This window comes from Psychrosphaera sp. F3M07, assembly GCF_018860345.1.
Classification (GTDB): Bacteria; Pseudomonadota; Gammaproteobacteria; order Enterobacterales; family Alteromonadaceae; genus Psychrosphaera; species Psychrosphaera aquimarina.
The window spans coordinates 202,467-221,767 of record NZ_JAHKPJ010000025.1 but is presented as its reverse complement, the minus strand read 5'-3'; the positions used below and the strand labels follow the sequence as shown (position 1 = coordinate 221,767).

The following is a 19,301-nucleotide window of genomic DNA, read 5'->3' as shown; positions in this document are numbered from 1 at the left end:
ATCCTTGGATGTGCGTTTTTTTAGGTAAACTAATTTAAATTAATATTAAATGTTCCATTTGTTTCGCTCCCTGAGGGGGTTATCACTTTTAGAGATATCACTCCAAATTGTGGATCAGCAGTAGCTTCAAGGTTATTTAAAATATTAAATGTAAAGATAGCGCCACCATATTCGTTGGGTGAATTAGTGCCAATAGTGCTAGGTACGGTATAACTTGTAGTTCCGCTTAATTCGCCAGCCGTGGTTGTAATTGATATTATCGAACCTATTGGCATTGTTTGTCCTGCAGTATCAGATACTCTAACAACGACGACTTCAGGAGCCCCATTACGAGGAATATTTAATGTATTCCCAGTTTCGTAAGTCGGATAATTTTGAACCAATGTATTACCATCATTCGTAATTCTATAAAGTGCATTAGAGCTTGATGTTATTAAGACTTTTGCTTTTCTTATTAAGGTTATTTTTTTAGCATCCAATGGACATAATGTTGTATTAGTACAATGTGGACCATTAAAGTAGCCATCAGCTGGATCATGTTTGCCATTATCATCTTGAGGGCGTAATCCATCTCCAGCATCAAATACCCTATTTTCGTTATTGTCAATCCATGGCTCTGGCATATCTATAAAGCCACTTGTAATGTCATTATCAGGACAAGCTGTATTAATCTGTCCATCAACGCCTGTAGGATCATATATATACTGAGGGCAATCAAAGCCAGAATAGATATATTCAAAATTACCAGTATTAACTCCACCATCTATATCGTCAAAAACGTTATTTCCGTTCACATCAGAAAAAGTTTCATGACCTAATGCGGTAGCTAATATCGTTACCCTATGGTCTTCAGGGTAAGGATTTTGGCTAGTCCAAATCACTGAACATTGACCGTTAACCGTGTTGCAACTAGATTCAATTTTACCGGCTTCCGTTTCAAAGAGAACACTAGTTCCGTCTGTAACAGGATTATTAAAACTGTCTGCTAAAAATGCGGTTACTGTTATTTGTTTGTTTTTAACATTTCTTGCTTCAGGGTTAACTTCTGAAAAAGCTAAAGTAAATGAGTCTTGGTCAGGTAAGCCTGTATTTACAGTTAATAAAGAAGATCCAACCGAAGTAATAGGTAAGTCATTTTCATCTAAAATGTTTGCCGTGACTGACACTGTAGTTGGAACGGTACCAGATAGAACTTTAGCGGTTACAACGCCATCAGAATTAGTAATACCAGTATTACTAACTAATGATAATCCCCCTGCTGTCGTATTTAACTCAAATGTAACTTCTTGTTGAGCTAATGGGTTATCTAATTCACTTTTTACTAAAAAAGTTAAAGTGGAAGATTCTTGTTTTCCTTGTCCTCCAGTGCCTTTTAATACGATAGATATAGGAACTGCATCAACAAATTCAATTGAACTTACTTTTTCAGGCAAAATAGAAATAGTCGTGTTAGCAGTATATTCTTTTGAATTAATGACCATTGTCGCCACAATAACATCATCTTTACCTTCAGCGGTCGCGCAGCTTATATCTTGATAAGTTGAGTTGATCACTCCATTGTTGCTAAATATTTCTGCATCAATGCTAGCTTTGCCCGCTTGTACACAAGTTGAATCTAATGAAACAAGTACAGAATCAGTTATGGGGGTTAAGTCCTGATCAAATATATATAGTGAAAGTCTCAATGTACTCCCAGCTTCAATTTGGGTATTTCCATTAGAATCTTGGGGGTTAGTCAAAATAGTGTTTTCCACTAAATTATTTTGATCGTCTAAGTAACCAATTGAAACCGTTGTTTCGGGGATATCGTTAATATCAAATTCTGCATTGTTTGATGCATATTCATTGCCGTTAATTGTACTTTTGGCACTAACTGTAACTACACCTAGATCAGCATTAGTTGAATTAAAAGTAACTTCGGCAAACCCATCTGAGTCGCTAAGTACAGTTGTCTTTGATAACTCTCCTGAGTCAGTACTAAGTTCTATTTTTGCACCTTGAATTGCCGCGCTATTCTCATCATTAGATATGTAGATTCTGATCGTTGCACTGTCACCTTGAGTTAATGTAGTGACTGCATTGTCATCGTCATCTAAAACCGTTAACAACAAGCTGGCACTTACGATCGTTTCATCTGTATTGGTTACCGTTGAGTCGGTACCCCCACTACAAGCCGAAATGAATAATACGAATAAAAAACTAATCGCAATTTTAAATAAACGAACATCCATGATGTTTAATTTAACTCGTGCCATTAACGAATGCTCCTAACTACCGGTTTCAGTTTTAATGTATTGGAAAAGCTCTTTGTAATTTTTACCAGGCTGTTCTTTTTCCACTTCTTTTTTAGCCTGACGCACCAATTGTCTAAGTTTCTGACGTTCTAAACTAGGGTGTAAATCAATCAACTCGTTGATGGCGCTGTCACCATTTTTTAGTAATTTTTCTCTTGTTTTCTCAAGCTTTTTCATCACTTTATCAGAAGCTAAGTTCGGTGACATGATGCGTTCATATTCAGCACGTAACTTGTCTAAATCTTCGTCTTTAAGTTGTTTGGTTATAAACTGCATATGACGGCGTAATGCGTCTGGTTTATTGGATATTTTATCCGCTAAAATAAATGCTGCTTGTAACTCATCACTTGCGGATAAGCGTTTTTTTTGCGATTTGCCTAAATTAACAAGTTGTTCTGCAAAAGCTTGTAGCTCTTTAACTTCTTTTTTTAATTCGGCTTTACTGACGTAATTTTCATCGTCTGGTAATAAATAATAAGACTTTGTCATAGTAAAATAATCAATAGAATTTAATAACTTGGAATATATGATTTATGGTATGCTGCCAAGCGCAAATTAACCAGTATTTTTGAGTATTTATGACAACTAAAACCGATATTTTTAACGATATAGATCAAGTGAAGACCGCAATCGGCGATTTATTATCATTAAGTAAAAAATATGGCGCCGATTCTGCGGAAGCGGTCATTAGTAAATCTAAGGGCATTACTGTATCAAGTCGATGCCAAGAACTGGAAAATATAGAGTTTAATCAAGAAGGCGCTTTAGGTATTTCTATTTATGTTGGAAAACATAAAGGCTCAGCTTCAACAGCCGACTTGAGTCATGCTGCGTTAGAGCAAACGGTAAAAGCGGCAGTGGATATTGCTAAATATACTTCAGCCGATGAGTTTTCAGGATTAGTACAGAAAGATGAGTTGGCGACTGATATTCCAGATTTAGATTTATTTCATCCTCATCAAATATCACCAGAACAAGCGATTGAATTTTGTATTGAATCAGAGAAAGCAGCATTCGATTTTGACAATCGAATTACCAATTCTGACGGCGCATCGTTATCGAGTTATCAAGGTTTTAAAGTTTATGGCAATAGTTTAGGTTTTATTGAAGGCTACCCAAGTACTCGTCATAGTTTAAGCTGTTCAGTGATTTCACAAGACGGTGAAGAAATGCAGCGCGACTATGCCTATACGGTAGATCGTGAATTCAACAAATTAGACAGTGCAATATTGGTTGGTAAAAAAGCAGCGGAAGCCGCCGTTTCAATGTTAAACGCAAGAAAGTTAGATACCTGTCAATTGCCGGTTATTTTTCATGCTGAAATTGCATCTTCACTTTTTGGCCATTTAGTTTCAGGCATTAGCGGTGGCAGCTTATACCGTAAATCATCTTTTTTGATGGATAGTTTAGGTAAATCTATATTTCCAGAACTTGTTAACATCGTTGAAAAACCGCATTTAATGAAAGGGTTGGCAAGTAGTCCTTTTGACTCAGAAGGTGTGGCGACGATAGACAGAAATATCATTGAAAGCGGGGTATTAACCACGTATTTACAAACCGGTTATTCAGCCAGAAAAATGGGCATGAAAACCACAGGTCATGCTGGAGGTATTCATAATTGGTTAGTTCAAGCGACTGATCCTGATTTAGCGGCATTGCTGAAAAAGATGGATAAAGGTCTGCTGGTAACTGAATTGATGGGGCAAGGTGTGAACACAGTTACTGGAGATTACAGTCGAGGAGCTGCAGGCTTTTGGGTAGAAAATGGAGAAATCCAATATCCAGTATCTGAAATTACCATTGCCGGTAACTTAACGGATATGTTTAAACAGATTGTTGGTATAGGTGGCGATGTTGAAAAACGAGGCGCGGTTCAAACTGGCTCGGTATTAATTGAAAATATGCAAATCGCTGGTAACTAATTTAACATCAAATAACAGTCTAAAATGCGGCATACACAAACTGCTCATTTGTTATAAATGAGCAGTTTGTAATTCTATTCCAAACAAACTTGTTAAAACAATTCGTCATCTTCTTTGATTTGATCTTTGTTATCATCTAACCGGATCGGGAGATTACTATCTGTGTATTTAGTTGGCTCAGTACCCTTTATAAAGTATTCCCAACGTGTTGTGTGGTCTGTTTTACGTGATAATAAGCCGGTATCAATATCAATTCTAACTGAAATAATACCTTCAGGTATCTCGCGATAGGTAACTGGGATACTTGGTAAAATTTCATGCATAAAACTTACCCATGCAGGTAAGGCAGATTTTGCCCCAGATTCACCACCAAATGTTTGTTTATTATCTAAGTTTGTATTGTAATTTACACTTCCAAGTGGACGACCTGGAGCATCAAATCCTAACCAGCTTGTTGCGATTATTTTGCTGTTAAATCCGGTGAACCAAGTATCAACGGCATCGTTGGTTGTGCCCGTCTTACCTGAAATATCACGACGTTTAAGACTTTGAGCTCGCCATGCCGTCCCACTCCAACCAGTGCCTTTACTCCAATTACCACCGCCCCAAATCGTTGCATTCATGGCATCGGTAATTAAAAATGAATTGGCGGCTGAAATAACTCTAGGTGCAGGCATTAATTCATTGGATTCTTGATTATCAGACTCAACAGTATCGTCATAAGCATTTACTTCAGGTGTTTGGTAACCAGCGACCAACTTAGGATTCTTGAAAATAACTTTACCACCAATATTCTCAACTCGATCGATCAATTGGTTGCGCACTAGATAACCACCATTAGCAAAAACGCTCATTCCCGTTACCACAGAAATTGGCGTCAGCGCCGCAGAGCCTAAGGATAATGATTCATTTTTAGGCAAGTCTGACTTAGCAAAACCAAATCTTGTCATGTGTTCTATCGTTTTATTAATACCAACGGAACGAAGTAACCTTACCGACATTACGTTTTTAGATTCTGCTAACCCGCGTCGAACTCTGGTTGGTCCGCCATAAGTTGGCGGTGAGTTCTTAGGGCGCCAGGCTGTACCTAGTTTATTGTCCCACTTATTAATTGGTGCGTCGTTAATTAGGCTTGCTAAGGTATACCCATTTTCTAACGCTGCAGAATAGACAAAAGGTTTTATATTGGAACCGATTTGACGTTTCGCCTGGGTGATCCGATCAAACTGATTGTTGGCAAAGTAGTAGCCACCAACTGATGCTTTTATATCGCCATTTGTTGGGTCTAATGCGACAAAAGCACCACTAACATCTGGTATCTGACTTAATCTGTAACTATTGTCATTGTTTGGGCGTAACCAAATTAAAGCACCAGGTTGGATAATATCAGCTACTTTAGTCGGAGCAGGCCCCTGTGCTGTATCGGAAATATATGGTCTTGCCCATTTCATATTTTCCCAATCAATTACATCTATAATGCCAGACCTAAGTTGTACATACGCCGTTTTCTCAGTCAAATTGGTGACAACAGCAGGCACGAGATCATCATAATCTTTAATATTTTCTAGATGTTCATTAATTTGTTCAAACGTCCAAGACTCAAATTGAGCATGATCATTTGTTATATCCTCTTGTCCCTCTACGGACTCCAATGTATCTGATGCATCAGTTAAATCAGACTCATGCCATAAATAACTCGTTGGCCCTCTATAACCATGTCTTTCATCGTAAGCATGAATATTATCTTTAACGGCTTGTTGTGCCGCTTTTTGTGCCTTTGAATCAATTGTTGTATAAACATTAAATCCTTCTGTATAGGCTTGCTCTAATCCGTACTTTTCTACCATTTTTTTACGAACATCTTCCGCCACATATGGGGCATAAGCGGTTATTTTAGCGCCATGATGTTTAGCGGTAATTGGTTGTGCGATGGCGTCTTCGTAGGTTGCTCTGTCAATAGCACCCACTGTTAACATTCTACTTAATACTATGTTCCGTCGTTGTTTTGCTCGTTCTGGATATCGCAGAGGATTATAGTTTGATGGTGCTTTTGGTAATCCGGCAATGGTGGCTATTTGCGCTAATGTCAACTGGTCCAAATCTTTACCATAATAGACTTGTGCTGCAGCTCCAGCACCATAAGCTCTATTGCCAAAGAATGTCTTATTAAAATATAAAGATAAAATTTCTTCTTTACTTAAAAGTTGTTCAATATGAATGGCAATGTAGATTTCTTTTACTTTACGGATCACTGTTCGGTCTAAGGTTAAAAAGGCGTTTCTTGCAAATTGCATGGTGATGGTACTGGCACCACGTGTTCTTTTGCCTAAGATAATAGTGTCAAATGCGGCTCGTAACACGCCAATAGGATCAATCCCATAATGATGGTAAAAACGAGAGTCTTCGGTCGCTAATAAAGCATCAATTAAGGTTTGAGGAAGTTCTTTATAGTGTAAAGGGATCCTGCGCTTCTCGCCAAATTGAGAAATCAACTCACCATCGGCGGTGTACACTTTCATTGGGATTTGAAAACGTACGTCTCTTATTACCTCTTCGGTTGGTAATTCATCTTTTATATAAAAATAGAAACCAACAATTAAAATCAGGCCTGAAATCATGCCAAATAGAAAAAGTTTAAATAGTCGTTTAAGCCAAATCATTAAATACATCAAATGAATAAAAAAGAGACAGGAATTTTAGTCTAAGTAGGGGCAAATGATAAGGAAAAAATAAATTATCATTCTTGTATTGATTTTGGGTAATTGTATTCTAGTATTTAATAACTGCTAAAGGGAGGTTCGGCATGTTATTTAATTCTGTCTACAGTTTATTTATTAGAAATAATCAATGTTTAGGCATAGATATAGGCACATATTCAATCAAGGTCATTGCGTTATCTCGCAGCGACGACAAGGTTAGAATTGACGTGTTGGCATTGGTGAAATTACCGCAAGGTACACTGGTAAATAAAGAGGTTCACAAGGCAGAGCCATTTGAGCATGCACTTAAATTATTACGATCTTCAATCCCCCCAAATATTCAAAACGCTGCAATTGCAATTACAGGGTCACAAGTCATAAGCAAAACGATTCAAGTTGACAAGACATTAACCGACGCTGAAATTGAGCACTACCTTTATGGCAATTTAAAACTAGTTACAACAAAAGTGGTTGGCGAAGTAAATATTGATTTTGTTGTCATTGGTCAAAATAGGTTAGATGACACTTTAAAAGATGTATTTGTTGTCGTAGCGAAACAAAGTTTAATTAATACACGTATATCCGCGTTAAAAAGAGCTGGTTTTAATTGCGCTATCGTTGACATTGAAAGCCATGCTATCACCAGGAGTTTACAGTTTGGTTTGAACCGACAAAATAAAGCGACCGATGTGATTGCCAATGTTCATATTGGCGAGACGACTTCTTTATTTATTGTTATCTCTGGTGATGAATTGGTGTTCAGTCGTGAGTCGAATATTGGAATCGCCCATTTATTCCCTAAAAAAGATAAAACATTAGAGATAAAAGTGGTGGACAAGCTAGTCGCTCAATTGAGCCATTGCCAACAAAACTACTTATCCATTTTTGACGGTAATGCCATCGATACTTGGCATGGTTCTGGGGGAGGCGCTCATTTTGTGGAGTTACTTGGTTATTTATCTAACCAACTAAAAGTTGATATTCACAAATCTAAGCCATTGCAATTTCTTTCAGTTTTGGATGAACAGTTAGAACATAAGAAAAACGAAGTTATGTCTATCCAAGGTTGTTTTCAGGTTGCTTTAGGGCTAGCAGTACGAGGGTTATCTTAATGGTAAACGTAAACTTAATCCGATGGCGCTCGATAAAAAGACATCACAATTATTCCAAATTAATCATGAATGTTCTAATTGGTGGTTTGGTCGCGAGTTTATTGGTTGGCTGGTTCTATCATTGGATACAAGTCGAACTGGATAAACAAATAATCAGCTTAAATGAACAAAATTTAGATTTAGAAAGAATTGAATTACCGCCAAGTAACCTAAGAATAAAAATTTCGGATTTATCTATATATAAACAACAGTATAGCAAAATCAAAGCTGTATTATTCAGCCACTACCAACTTCGTCAATTATTCGAAGTATTGGACAGATTAATACCTAAACAAGTGGTCTTAACGGAATTACAATTTCATGATGATAAACTACGCCTTACCGGGGTGAGTCTTTCTGATCATTCATTGTCTGACTTTTTAGATAAACTGAGTCGGTCACCTACTTTTGTTAAACCTCAACTTACATTTTCGTTACAAGACACTAAAGTAAATCCTCAACAATTAGTTGCTAAAACGCTTAATATTAAAAGATTTAACCTCCATGTTCTGTACAACAGTGAAGATGAGGTCTAAAGGTGTTTACCCTGCGGTTATTTGAACAATCATTGTTCATTCCGAGTTTTCTGTTCAGTAGCTTGAAATATCGATTGATCACAGGTTTTGTCGTATTTTTCACTGTACTTGTCTCTGGTGCTGTATTGATTATATTTCCCCATTGGCAAACATTATCGCAAGTAACCCAAGAGCTTGGGCTGATTAAAGAACAAGTTAGTCAAAAGAAAGTAAATTTAGTAAAGCACAATCAGTTATTGAAAGTGCAACAAGCACTAAAAAAATCATTAAATCCATACTTTACTAAACAACCTATTTACCTAGTAACCACTAAGTTTGTGACACAAATTGAACAGTGGTGCAAATTAGCTGGTATACCACTGAATAAAGTTAATTGGGGGAGTTTAAACCAGAAGACTCATTTTCAAAGCCAGTCGATTAATTTCCAATTTATTGGTCAGTATCAGCAGATAATTTCATTACTTCACTACATTGGTCAAAACCATACTTTTGTTGAGATTAACGATGTAAAGATAAGCGCTAACTCCAACAAGGATGGTGTTTACAACAAGAAGTCGCAACTGTCCTTTGAGTTAAAGGTAAATATAGTGGTGTTAAAAAATACAAATGGAGTGAGTAATGATTAAGTTCCTAGAGAGGTTACTTGGTAAATATCGATACGTATTGTCGATATTCTGTTTAGTGGTTTTTGTATTTACTAATCCAACTTGGGCGGTGAAACCTAAACAAACTTCGGAAGAAAATAATTACCCTGAATTATCGTACACACCTTTACCTTTTAAACTATCAAGAGATTTATTTAGTGCTGCTCAGCAACAAACGGAGCATGTTAAAGAGAATAATTTAAAACGACTTTCTAATTCACGAGTGAATGCAGAATGTAAGGCTTTAAAGGAGACATTTCAATACTTAGGGACTTTCACTCAAAACAATGAATTAACCGCGGTTATTCGGGGACAACAGTTAATGACGAGAAAGGTTAAAGTTGGAGAGTTACTGCCTAATACAGGATTAACGGTTAAACAAATTGTAGACGCACATTTTACTGTCGAAGGTCTGGATTCATCGATGTGTTTGGTTTCAAAAATAAGTTATTGAACTGATAGGGCTACATGTAAATGAGCCTAGAACAAGGATGTTAACATGAAGATATTTCTAATTAAGTGGGGTCATAATATCGCTAAGTTATTTATGTTATTACTTTTACTTAGCTCGGTACATCCAATAAAAGCGGCGGAGTCAGCTGGTACGCCCTTATTATCATTCAATGTTATTGACCTTCCTATTCGCAGTGCATTACAGACAATTGCGGATTCTCAACATCTTAATATTGTTATTTCAGAAAAAGTAACTGGCACAATTTCATTAAACTTAACTAATGTGCCGTGGTTGCAGGCGTTAGATTTGATTCTAGAACTTAATGGTTTAGAAAAACGGTTTGAAGGCAATGTGTTATTAATTAATACCCTGAAAGAATCGCAACATCAACAAACTACAAAATTAGAGACTCAAACGGCATTAGACAAATTTGAACCATTACTATCTGAGTTTATTCAAATCAAATACGCAAAAGCTAACGATATTGGAAGATTGATAAAAACGGGCACGGATTCAATATTATCTAATCGAGGTCAGGTTACGGTGGATCCACGTACCAATACGTTATTAGTGAAAGATACGAAACAAGGTTTAATTACACTTAAAAAAGCGATTGAGCAATTAGATATACCGGTTAAACAAGTTTCTATTGAAGCTCGTATGGTGACAGTGCGGGATAATGTGGATGAACAGCTAGGCATTCGTTGGGGAATATCTGATACATCTATGAAAACTAATAGGCAGAATGTTGTCTCCGGAACATTAAATGGAATTAATCAAATTAAAAGCGATGCCACGGACTCTGCAATAGAAGATAGGTTAAATGTCAACTTACCTATTGCAAGCCCTGCGGGTAGTTTAGCCTTACATATTGCAAATTTATCAGATGGCTCTTTGTTGGATTTAGAATTATCTGTATTAGAGCGAGAGAATAAAGGTGAAATAGTGGCATCTCCTAGAATTTTAGCGTCCAATCAAAATATGTCTCGCATTGAACAAGGAACCGAAATTCCTTATGTTCAAACAGGCTCACATGGAGCAACGAGTGTCGCATTTAAAAAAGCGGTACTGAGCCTTGAAGTAACACCTCACATTACACCGGATAATAATGTTATTTTGGAATTGAACATAACCCAAGATGCACGTGGCGATGTGGTCTCTACTTCAACAGGCCCTGCGGTTGCCATAGATACACAACAAATTAAAACCAAAGTTTCAGTTAAAAATGGTGAAACGATCGTGTTAGGTGGGATATACCAACAGCAAGTTATTGAGTCGGTGACTAAAGTGCCTTGGTTAGGTGATATTCCTTATTTAGGTAGGTTATTCAGAACGGATTCAAAATTCACTGAGAAAAGGGAGTTATTAATTTTTGTTACCCCCGAAATAATGAATGATATTTAAAAATCTAACCTTAGATGAAAGTGTTGCTTGCTTTTCATAGCGTTTTTTTGCGATAATTCGCGCCTTATTTTTCGTGGGCGTGTGAAAGACGTCGGGATTTTCGTAGTAATTAAATAATAGTATTTGAATTAGGTAATATGGCTGAAAAACGTAACATCTTCTTAGTGGGTCCAATGGGTGCTGGTAAAAGCACAATAGGTCGACACTTAGCCGAGCAATTGCATTTGCAATTTGTTGACTCTGATCAAGAAATAGAACGCCGTACTGGTGCAGATATCGCTTGGGTATTTGATCTCGAAGGTGAAGAAGGCTTCCGTATTCGAGAAGAATCTGTTATCTCTGAGTTAACTGAAAAACAAGGCATTGTATTAGCGACGGGCGGTGGTTCTGTTGTAAGTAAAGAGATCCGTAATCGTTTATCAGCACGCGGAATCGTTGTTTATTTAGAAACGCCTATTGAAAAACAAGTTGCACGTACGCAACGTGATAAACGTCGTCCTTTATTACAAACCGAAGAACCAGCACGTGATGTGTTGATCCGTTTGGCTGAAGAACGCAGTCCACTTTATGAAGAAGTGGCTGATATCGTTGTAAAAACTGACGAGCAAAGTGCACGTGTGGTAGCAAACGATATAATCAAAAAATTAGACTTTTAATATAAGTAGGAGCTGTGAAAATGGAAACAGTAAACGTTTCTTTAGGTGAGCGCAGTTATCCAATCTATATAAAATCAGGAGCTATCAACGATAGCTCCTTTTTTGTGCCTCACATAAAAGGCACTAAAGTAGTTGTGATCACGAATACCACGCTTGAACCATTATTTTCCGATAAAATTCTCAATACCCTAAAAGATTTTGATGTAAATATATTTAGTATTGAAGATGGTGAGTCGTTCAAAACATTAGCCAGTTACGAAAAGATAATGAGTTATCTGTTAGATAATAACTATGGTAGAGATGTGACATTAGTCGCATTAGGTGGCGGTGTTATTGGTGATATAACTGGGTTTGTAGCTGCTACCTATCAACGTGGTGTTAACTTTATCCAAGTTCCTACAACACTTTTATCACAAGTAGACTCATCTGTTGGTGGAAAAACGGCCGTGAACCACCCTTTGGGTAAAAACATGATAGGCGCTTTTTATCAACCCAAAGCGGTAATCATTGATATAGACACATTAACGACATTACCAAAAAAACAGTTTTCAGCTGGCATGGCTGAAGTTATTAAATACGGTATTTTAGGTGATCTTACGTTATTTGAGTATTTAGAAAGTAACGCCCAAGCAATTAATGAAATGAACACAGATATGTTAATTCATATCATTAAACGCTGTTGTCAAAATAAAGCCGACATTGTTGCACAAGATGAAAAAGAGTCTGGTGTGAGAGCATTATTAAATTTAGGTCATACTTTTGGACACGCTATTGAGGCTGAAATGGGCTATGGTGTTTGGTTGCATGGTGAAGCCGTTGCTGTTGGCATGGTTCAAGCAAGTCAATTAGCTAAGCTTCGTGGTTGGCTAACTCCTAATGATGTTTTAAGAGTGACTAACCTGAATCAACAATTCGATTTACCAATTATTGGTCCTGAAAACATGACATTAGATAACTATTTAGTGCACATGAAAAAAGACAAGAAAGTTCAGGCAGATACAATAAGATTTGTATTGCCGAAACAGATAGGTAAAGCGATACTAGTTAACGATGTAACTGAAAGTGAATTAAAACATATTTTATAATGACCTTAGTTAATGCTGGACCAGATCAATTTTACATACCCGCTTCACGCAATGCTTTTATTAAAAAAGTTCAAGCGGGTTTAACGCACGCTAAAATTGTTGCAATAGAAGGTCAGCAAGGTATTGGTAAAACAATATTAATTGAAGAAGTGCTGACACAAACATTGCCAGACGGAAATAAGTGTTATTTAACAGCAGCTCGCTCTATAAATGACATTCAAATCCGAAGCCGGATCATTGAGCAATTATTTGGCAATGTATTATTCGATCCGGAAATGCCAATCCTCACCTCATTTATTGAATTTAATAATTCCAGTGATATGTTGATAGCTATTGATAATGCCCATTTTTTAAGTGGCAAAATCATTGGTGAGTTATTGCAGTTATGCAGCGAATCAAAAAATTTAGGTATCCAGTTAAGCATAGTGATGGCGTTCGATAAAACGATTGCATCGACTTTAATTAATGTTAAATCTGGTTTAGTAGAAATACTGCCGGTACCTCTATTAACCAAACAAGAAAGTTATCAACTACTCGCTGAATACGTTATTGATATCCCAGCTCAAACCAGTCCCAGAATAAAACGTTGGATAGAAAATTCCGCAGGTCTTCCAATTCAGCTATTGGCATACAACGATGTTAATGCAGGTAAAGTTTCAGATAGTGAGCCGTTTAACATTAAATTATGGGCATCTATTTTAGTGACATGTAGTTTGTTATTAGCTCTTGGAATTTATCTTTACAGAATGGGGATAATTTCAGAACAAGAACAAGCGTTAATGACAAAAACGTCTTTAAACAAGACTTCAGATGTCGTTAAACCTTGGCAAAATGTAACGGAATCAAATTCAGCATTAGAGAAACAGAACGCGATAAGTACAAAAGAACGTTCTGAGTTACTTGTTGCAGACAAAAAAATGGCACAAGTCGTAATTAGACCAACGGCGAGTTCAGAACTGATCTTCTCTGAGTTAATGAGCCAAAAATCTAAAGTGAGTTTTGGCAATGAAAAAGTAGCAGAAAACCCGACAACAGATATGATCTTGGCTGAATTAACCAAAAAACCTGAATCGGTTGATAACTTAAGTAATGAAATTACAACGACAACGGCAGAAATCGATACAGATACCAGCGAAACATCACAGAAAGAACAACAACAACAAATTACAGACATGGGCAATGAATCTAACTTGACTGAAACACCTATTAGTATGGACTTTTTTTTAGACCCTGAAGATGCGCAATCAGAGCTTGAAAAACCTGAAAGTAAAAAACAAGTTCAAACCGAGTTAAATGAATCTTCATTGATAGAAACCACAGCACTGGATAGCGATAAAACTCAAGTACCTGATATATCTAGAATCGATCAGGAGCCGACGTTAGAAGAGTTAATTCAAGACGATATAATCTCTGTCGCCAAGGAACAACCATCGGCTGAAGATCCAGGGAAACCTTATACGATCGATAATCAAATATTTATGTCCTTACCGGCTGATCATTTTGTATTACAACTTACCGCGGTTAGTAGTGAAGCTGTATTAGCACAATATTTAGAGTCAGCTCCGTATGAAAAAGATAAATTGCGGATATATATGGTTAAACGTAATTATACTGATTGGTTAGTCGTAACTTACGGACTGTTTGAAACCATCGAGTTGGCAAGACAAACCGCAGCATCTATAGCCCCAAATGCGTGGGCTAAATCAATAAGTGTAATCCAACAACAAATATTGGCGTTTGATGACGCTCAATCAGCACAGTAGAGCGCCAAATGAAAAAGAAAACCAGAGCCTTCTTAAAGTGGGCTGGCGGAAAGTATGGGCTAATTGAACAGATCCACGCAAGGTTGCCAGAAGGGAACAAGTTAATCGAACCATTTGTAGGTGCTGGATCCGTTTTTCTAAATTCTGACTTTGATAAGTACTTATTAAATGATGTAAATCCAGATCTGATCAGTCTTTATAAAATAGTTAAAGCTCGTCCAAAAACATTTGTGAAAGATGCAAAAACGCTGTTTGTTCAGTCAAACAATAAAAAAGATGCCTTTTATGGGTTAAGACATGAGTTTAACCAAAGCACAGACCCTTATTACCGCTCCTTGTTATTCTTATACTTAAATCGCCATGGCTTTAATGGTTTATGCCGTTATAACTTATCTGGTGGCTTTAATGTACCGTTTGGATCATATACAAAACCTTATTTCCCAGAAGATGAGATTTTTATATTTTCTGAAAAATCTAAAAAAGTGAAGTTTGTTTGTGAAGATTACACAAAAGTTTTTGCTCGAGCGCGAAAAGGAAATGTGATTTATTGTGATCCGCCATATGCACCTTTAACGGAAACTGCTAATTTCACATCATATGCGACGGGAGGGTTTGATGTGAATGCACAGGCTAACCTTGCCAAACTTGCCGAACGAGCCGCTTTTAAACGGAATATTCCTGTGTTAATTAGTAATCACGATACAGTGTTAACACGAAAGTTGTATGATGAAGCAGAGCAAAGTTTTGTAAAAGTAGCTCGAAGTATTAGTCAAAATGGAAGTAAAAGGCAGAAGGTTTCAGAGATTTTTGCGTTATATAGTAGTTAATGTAAATAGATTGTTAGGGTAACACTGCACTAACGATAGCTACTAAAATTAATATAAAACCTATCACTAAAATGACACCAGCAAGAATAAATGGGAAGGGAGTTTCTGACTCGAAGTCTTGTTTGTGATTATTAGAGTTTTGTACACCTAACAATGCTGAAAAAGCACTCTTAAATGCATTAATGAAAACGTTTATTTTTGACATTAGCTGTACTGCCGGTTTTCTTTTTTATTATCTGAGGTTACAGACTTACCATCATCATTGTGAATTAACTCTAGTAACTGAAAAAAATGAAACCGAGAAGACTTATTACTTGTGATCCAATCCCACCAACTAGGGCTACTGACTTTTGCAGATGGACATTCTTTAACCGTTATTGTTTTGTTATTTTTGCATGGGCAATCATTAACGACAGGCGCTGAAAGTGCACTAGCTGAAATAAAAAACACTGAAAAACTAATGATTTTTTTATATTTGGAAATGATCATTGATCTTCTCCGTGAAACTAAGGTCCCAAGAGTCTAATTTATAAATAGAAATTTTGTTGGCTAATGCGTTAAGTTGAACATAAAGTGCGATAAGTTAACAATTTGTTAAAAAATAGACAGATAAGTACAAATAAAATACAACGTAAGTTGAAAATAATCATAATATTCTGATTTATATAACTAGGGATAATAATGAAGTTACCTAAATTACAGCAGTTGAAGTACTTAGTTGCTTTATTTGATACTGGCCATTTTGGTCAAGCGGCTAAAAAGTGCTTTGTTTCTCAATCAACTTTAAGCAGTGCAATCCAAGCTCTTGAAGAACAATTAGATTCCCAGTTAATAGAAAGAGATCACAAAACATTTGTATTTACACCTTTGGGTGTGGATGTGGTCAATAAAGCGAGGATGATCTTAGAGCAGAGCGCGGATCTTGTCGCAACTTCAAGCGCTGAAGGGAATGAGTTCTCAGGACCTTTGCAGGTTGGTGTAATACCGACAATAGCCCCATTTGTTTTGTCTCCATTAATTAAAAAGTGTGCACTCGAATATCCTAACTTGGAATTGTTCTTACGAGAAGATACGACGGAGAACTGTTTAAGTTTACTGCGAGAAGGCCGGTTGGATTTAGTTTTAATGGCAACACCTTACGAAACCAATGAATTTGTCGAGTTTGAGTTGTGCCAAGACCCTTTTGTTAAAGTTTTTCACCCTGATCGAGTGAATGAAAATGTGTATTTATTAGAAAAAGAACATTGTTTATCTGATCACACGATTAAAGGTTGCAGGCTTACAGAAACGGACAATATACACCCGTTTCAAGCGAGTAGTTTAAATACATTGCTGGCGATGGTTGAAGGTCATTTTGGTGAAACCTATCTTCCACAATTAGCGATAAAATCAGGTTTATTAGTCAATAGTTCACTATCTAGTGAAGAAATGGAAGATAAAACTGCCAGTCGAACATTAAGTTTGGTTTGGCGAAAAACGAGCCATCGAAGAGTCTTTTTTGCGAAAATTGGAGAAACGGTTAAACAAGTCTTAGAAGCGATTTTAAATAAGTAAAAATATAAATTTGCCAAACTTATAAAGTTGAATTATACCTTTATTGGGTAATTTACAATATAAGGAAAGAGAAATGAATAAGATGGCATTTATAGTTACTATTTTTACTTTGTTGAGCCTATTTCCAAATGCAGCTTTGGCGATAACTCCACTTCAAGTAAACCTTAAGTCCGACGCTGTGGTTGTTGAGACGAAGTTAAACATTAATAACGCCGATGTTGAACAATTAACTCAGATTAAAGGTTTAGGCAAAAAAAAAGCGGAAGCAATCGTTAATTATATTAATGAAAATGGAAAATTAACTTCGTTAGATCAGTTAGTTAATGTGAAGGGTATTGGTAATAAGTTGGTGCAAAAGTTGTCACCTTACCTAATAGTAGAATAAACGTTGAACGTTTGGATATCGAAACTAAAAAAGGACTCAGGTCCTTTTTTTATTGCACGGAATTAACTATTAATTGACGAAATTTGTTCATTAGACCAGTCAATAGCGTTTGCATATATAGCAGGTACTTGTTCGTCAGATAACTTTAAAGATGTCTCTAATGCTGACTCTTGCTCCCATAAACCTCTCTCGTAAGTCATCGCCAATTGTAAATACGTCGCTAATTTCCCTTTTTTGTTTACCAGAGCTTCTTTTATTTCGAGTGAAAGTGGGAGTTGCTCCATAACCGTAGCAATATCTTCATCTAAAATAGCGTCAATTAAAGATAACATGCCGGTTAAAAAGGCCATGCTAGCATCACCGTCTTCATTAATTTCAGCTAAGTTTTCACAAAAACGCGCTCTAACCATAGCAAGTCGTAACAACTCTTGTGGTTTTTCATCACTGACTGACGCCGTAAATAATAAAGATAAAAACTTTTTAAGTTCATATTTTCCTAATGCGACTATAGCTTGTTTTATGGTTGAAATGTCAGCTCGTCGTTTAAATGTTGCAGAATTACTGTAGCGCAATAACTTATAGGAAAGGTTGATATCTCGTTCAAATATTTGGGTGACTTTAGGTAAATCGATATCAGTTGAAGATGTTTCTGCTAATAATTCCGAAAGGGTTAATTGACTCGGGGATAACGTCTTTGTTTTAACCATTTCAGGTTTTGAGAAAAAGTAACCTTGGAAGTATTTAAATCCCATTTTTTTACATTGATTAAACTCGGCTAATGTTTCTACTTTTTCTGCTAAATATTTAATATGCTTGAACTCGGCCAATTCAGTCATTACCTGTTCAACTTCATCAAAAGACATAGCTCTAAGATCAATTTTAATTATATCTACGTAAGGGAAAAAGTGTCGCCACACTGGTTTATGTTCGTAATCATCTAGCGCAATAACATAACCTTGTTTTTTTAACTCGATTACAGAAGCTAATAACTTTTTACCTGGGGTAACCGTTTCAAGTATTTCAACTACGAGTGTCTCTGGCGGTAACATGGCTGGGTAATTTTTAAGGATGGTGTCTAAAGTGAAATTAATAAAAGCTGGTTTGTTTCCCGTTAAATGGGCTAACCCTAAATTGAACTGTGATCCTTCGATTATACGAGTAGTTGCTTCGTCTTCATCTATCCCAGGAAATACATTGTCAACGCCGTCTCTGAATAGCAATTCATAAGCAAATAAATTTTTCTCAGCATCCAAAATAGGTTGGCGAGCGGCATAAAAATACATTCAATATTTCCGTGATCAATGTGTGTAAAAAGTTAAAATTAAAACAAGCGTTTTAAATAAACACTCTTTGCTTAATATAGTACTAATGGATAGTAAACACTACTTTTAAATTTAGTTTCACTTGTTTTTGGGCGTGAAATTTAGCTAGATTATTTTAAGTATCTTATGTGGCACTAATGTATTCACTGTATTTATAAATATAGCGACTTTATTGCAATAAAAAAAAATTTCGAAATAGTATATTTAACAATCCCTGTTTATCCATCTTACTCATAAAGAAAGCAAAAAACCAAATAGTTAAGTACAAAATATGTACTAGACTTAATTGAAATCTATTTTGTTAAGGGAAGATATGGACTCGATAATTATGATGTCTGTCGGTTATATAATTTGGTGTTGCATTGCTTTTTGTGTCGCTAGAATTTTCCGAGTTGGACATACACACGAAAAAACAATCACTTTTTTTTATGTATTGTTAGCTGCGCCTATGGTCATTATTGAGATCTTAACTGGTAAAGGTACGATTAGATAAGGTGAATTTAGATAAATATCGGTGAGAACACTCACCGTTTTTTTTGCTTGTAAATTATGGACGTCTAAACATCTAGATGTTGACATTATTTCAAAATTACGTAATCTGCATA

19 protein-coding genes are annotated in these 19,301 nt (G+C 36.3%); 13 read left to right on the top strand and 6 right to left on the bottom strand.

What is annotated here, in order from left to right:
* Positions 1-29 precede the first annotated feature (29 nt).
* Positions 30-2,255 carry an Ig-like domain-containing protein gene (locus tag KO505_RS15075; RefSeq protein ID WP_216056284.1) on the bottom strand — a complete coding sequence of 742 codons (2,226 nt, stop codon included), beginning with the start codon at positions 2,253-2,255 and terminating at the stop codon, positions 30-32.
* A 12-nt stretch (positions 2,256-2,267) separates the two neighbouring features.
* Positions 2,268-2,783 carry a ribosome biogenesis factor YjgA gene (yjgA, locus tag KO505_RS15070; protein WP_216056283.1) on the bottom strand — a complete coding sequence of 172 codons (516 nt, stop codon included), beginning with the start codon at positions 2,781-2,783 and terminating at the stop codon, positions 2,268-2,270.
* Between the two features lie 89 nt (positions 2,784-2,872).
* On the opposite strand from yjgA, the gene pmbA reads away from it, so the two are divergent.
* Entirely contained in the window at positions 2,873-4,216 is a 1,344-nt protein-coding gene (gene pmbA, locus KO505_RS15065) for a metalloprotease PmbA (RefSeq protein ID WP_216056282.1), read from the top strand.
* A 92-nt stretch (positions 4,217-4,308) separates the two neighbouring features.
* On the opposite strand, the gene KO505_RS15060 is transcribed toward pmbA, so the two are convergent.
* Positions 4,309-6,876 (bottom strand): penicillin-binding protein 1A, encoded by a 2,568-nt coding sequence (locus KO505_RS15060; protein WP_216056281.1) that lies wholly within the window; start codon positions 6,874-6,876, stop codon positions 4,309-4,311.
* 143 nt (positions 6,877-7,019) lie between these two features.
* Here KO505_RS15060 and pilM point away from each other — a divergent pair, with 143 nt between their 5' ends.
* The 9 genes from pilM to KO505_RS15015 all read left to right on the top strand — a co-directional run bounded on the left by pilM (position 7,020) and on the right by KO505_RS15015 (position 15,435).
* Positions 7,020-8,027 carry a type IV pilus biogenesis protein PilM gene (pilM, locus tag KO505_RS15055; RefSeq protein ID WP_216056280.1) on the top strand — a complete coding sequence of 336 codons (1,008 nt, stop codon included), beginning with the start codon at positions 7,020-7,022 and terminating at the stop codon, positions 8,025-8,027.
* A 65-nt stretch (positions 8,028-8,092) separates the two neighbouring features.
* A complete protein-coding gene (locus tag KO505_RS15050) occupies positions 8,093-8,602 on the top strand; it encodes a PilN domain-containing protein (protein WP_216056279.1) in 510 nt (169 codons plus the stop codon).
* 74 nt (positions 8,603-8,676) lie between these two features.
* Complete coding sequence (pilO, locus tag KO505_RS15045) at positions 8,677-9,228, top strand: type 4a pilus biogenesis protein PilO (RefSeq protein ID WP_216056278.1); 552 nt, start codon at positions 8,677-8,679, stop codon at positions 9,226-9,228.
* Complete coding sequence (locus KO505_RS15040; RefSeq protein ID WP_216056277.1) at positions 9,221-9,700, top strand: hypothetical protein; 480 nt, start codon at positions 9,221-9,223, stop codon at positions 9,698-9,700. The genes pilO and KO505_RS15040 overlap by 8 nt, the downstream gene beginning before the upstream one ends.
* A gap of 45 nt (positions 9,701-9,745) precedes the next feature.
* Positions 9,746-11,104 (top strand): type IV pilus secretin PilQ, encoded by a 1,359-nt coding sequence (locus KO505_RS15035; protein WP_216056276.1) that lies wholly within the window; start codon positions 9,746-9,748, stop codon positions 11,102-11,104.
* A 137-nt stretch (positions 11,105-11,241) separates the two neighbouring features.
* A complete protein-coding gene (aroK, locus tag KO505_RS15030; protein WP_105051876.1) occupies positions 11,242-11,760 on the top strand; it encodes a shikimate kinase AroK in 519 nt (172 codons plus the stop codon).
* Positions 11,761-11,780: 20 nt separating this feature from the next.
* Positions 11,781-12,845 (top strand): 3-dehydroquinate synthase, encoded by a 1,065-nt coding sequence (aroB, locus tag KO505_RS15025; protein ID WP_216056275.1) that lies wholly within the window; start codon positions 11,781-11,783, stop codon positions 12,843-12,845.
* Positions 12,845-14,608, top strand: coding sequence for an AAA family ATPase (locus tag KO505_RS15020; RefSeq protein ID WP_216056274.1), 1,764 nt, complete (start codon positions 12,845-12,847; stop codon positions 14,606-14,608). Before aroB ends, KO505_RS15020 begins: the two co-directional genes overlap by 1 nt.
* An 8-nt stretch (positions 14,609-14,616) precedes the next feature.
* Positions 14,617-15,435, top strand: a complete 819-nt coding sequence (locus tag KO505_RS15015; protein WP_216056273.1) for a Dam family site-specific DNA-(adenine-N6)-methyltransferase — start codon at positions 14,617-14,619, stop codon at positions 15,433-15,435.
* A 13-nt stretch (positions 15,436-15,448) separates the two neighbouring features.
* On the opposite strand, the gene KO505_RS15010 is transcribed toward KO505_RS15015, so the two are convergent.
* The gene (locus tag KO505_RS15010) at positions 15,449-15,640 is read right to left on the bottom strand and encodes a DUF2970 domain-containing protein (protein ID WP_216056272.1); all 192 of its coding nucleotides are present in this window, start codon (positions 15,638-15,640) and stop codon (positions 15,449-15,451) included.
* A complete protein-coding gene (locus KO505_RS15005) occupies positions 15,640-15,924 on the bottom strand; it encodes a hypothetical protein (RefSeq protein WP_216056271.1) in 285 nt (94 codons plus the stop codon). Before KO505_RS15005 ends, KO505_RS15010 begins: the two co-directional genes overlap by 1 nt.
* Before the next feature lie 192 nt (positions 15,925-16,116).
* On the opposite strand from KO505_RS15005, the gene KO505_RS15000 reads away from it, so the two are divergent.
* A complete protein-coding gene (locus KO505_RS15000; protein ID WP_216056270.1) occupies positions 16,117-16,989 on the top strand; it encodes a hydrogen peroxide-inducible genes activator in 873 nt (290 codons plus the stop codon).
* A 73-nt stretch (positions 16,990-17,062) separates the two neighbouring features.
* The gene (locus KO505_RS14995; protein ID WP_252731820.1) at positions 17,063-17,374 is read left to right on the top strand and encodes a helix-hairpin-helix domain-containing protein; all 312 of its coding nucleotides are present in this window, start codon (positions 17,063-17,065) and stop codon (positions 17,372-17,374) included.
* Between the two features lie 62 nt (positions 17,375-17,436).
* Here the strand turns inward: KO505_RS14995 and KO505_RS14990 are convergent, their stop codons facing one another.
* Positions 17,437-18,657, bottom strand: coding sequence for an EAL and HDOD domain-containing protein (locus KO505_RS14990; RefSeq protein WP_216056269.1), 1,221 nt, complete (start codon positions 18,655-18,657; stop codon positions 17,437-17,439).
* 352 nt (positions 18,658-19,009) lie between these two features.
* Here KO505_RS14990 and KO505_RS14985 point away from each other — a divergent pair, with 352 nt between their 5' ends.
* Positions 19,010-19,189, top strand: a complete 180-nt coding sequence (locus KO505_RS14985) for a hypothetical protein (RefSeq protein WP_216056268.1) — start codon at positions 19,010-19,012, stop codon at positions 19,187-19,189.
* The last annotated feature ends 112 nt before the right edge of the window (positions 19,190-19,301 follow it).

Coding starts and splice junctions, on each gene's coding strand:
- pmbA (WP_216056282.1), top strand. CDS start 2,873: ATGACAACTAAAACCGATATTTTTAACGATATAGATCAAGTGAAGACC.
- KO505_RS14995 (WP_252731820.1), top strand. CDS start 17,063: ATGAATAAGATGGCATTTATAGTTACTATTTTTACTTTGTTGAGCCTA.
- KO505_RS15075 (WP_216056284.1), bottom strand. CDS start 2,255: ATGGCACGAGTTAAATTAAACATCATGGATGTTCGTTTATTTAAAATT.
- KO505_RS15015 (WP_216056273.1), top strand. CDS start 14,617: ATGAAAAAGAAAACCAGAGCCTTCTTAAAGTGGGCTGGCGGAAAGTAT.
- KO505_RS15050 (WP_216056279.1), top strand. CDS start 8,093: ATGAATGTTCTAATTGGTGGTTTGGTCGCGAGTTTATTGGTTGGCTGG.
- aroK (WP_105051876.1), top strand. CDS start 11,242: ATGGCTGAAAAACGTAACATCTTCTTAGTGGGTCCAATGGGTGCTGGT.
- pilM (WP_216056280.1), top strand. CDS start 7,020: ATGTTATTTAATTCTGTCTACAGTTTATTTATTAGAAATAATCAATGT.
- yjgA (WP_216056283.1), bottom strand. CDS start 2,783: ATGACAAAGTCTTATTATTTATTACCAGACGATGAAAATTACGTCAGT.
- aroB (WP_216056275.1), top strand. CDS start 11,781: ATGGAAACAGTAAACGTTTCTTTAGGTGAGCGCAGTTATCCAATCTAT.
- KO505_RS15020 (WP_216056274.1), top strand. CDS start 12,845: ATGACCTTAGTTAATGCTGGACCAGATCAATTTTACATACCCGCTTCA.
- KO505_RS14990 (WP_216056269.1), bottom strand. CDS start 18,657: ATGTATTTTTATGCCGCTCGCCAACCTATTTTGGATGCTGAGAAAAAT.
- KO505_RS14985 (WP_216056268.1), top strand. CDS start 19,010: ATGGACTCGATAATTATGATGTCTGTCGGTTATATAATTTGGTGTTGC.
- KO505_RS15000 (WP_216056270.1), top strand. CDS start 16,117: ATGAAGTTACCTAAATTACAGCAGTTGAAGTACTTAGTTGCTTTATTT.
- KO505_RS15005 (WP_216056271.1), bottom strand. CDS start 15,924: ATGATCATTTCCAAATATAAAAAAATCATTAGTTTTTCAGTGTTTTTT.
- KO505_RS15060 (WP_216056281.1), bottom strand. CDS start 6,876: ATGATTTGGCTTAAACGACTATTTAAACTTTTTCTATTTGGCATGATT.
- KO505_RS15010 (WP_216056272.1), bottom strand. CDS start 15,640: ATGTCAAAAATAAACGTTTTCATTAATGCATTTAAGAGTGCTTTTTCA.
- KO505_RS15035 (WP_216056276.1), top strand. CDS start 9,746: ATGAAGATATTTCTAATTAAGTGGGGTCATAATATCGCTAAGTTATTT.
- KO505_RS15040 (WP_216056277.1), top strand. CDS start 9,221: ATGATTAAGTTCCTAGAGAGGTTACTTGGTAAATATCGATACGTATTG.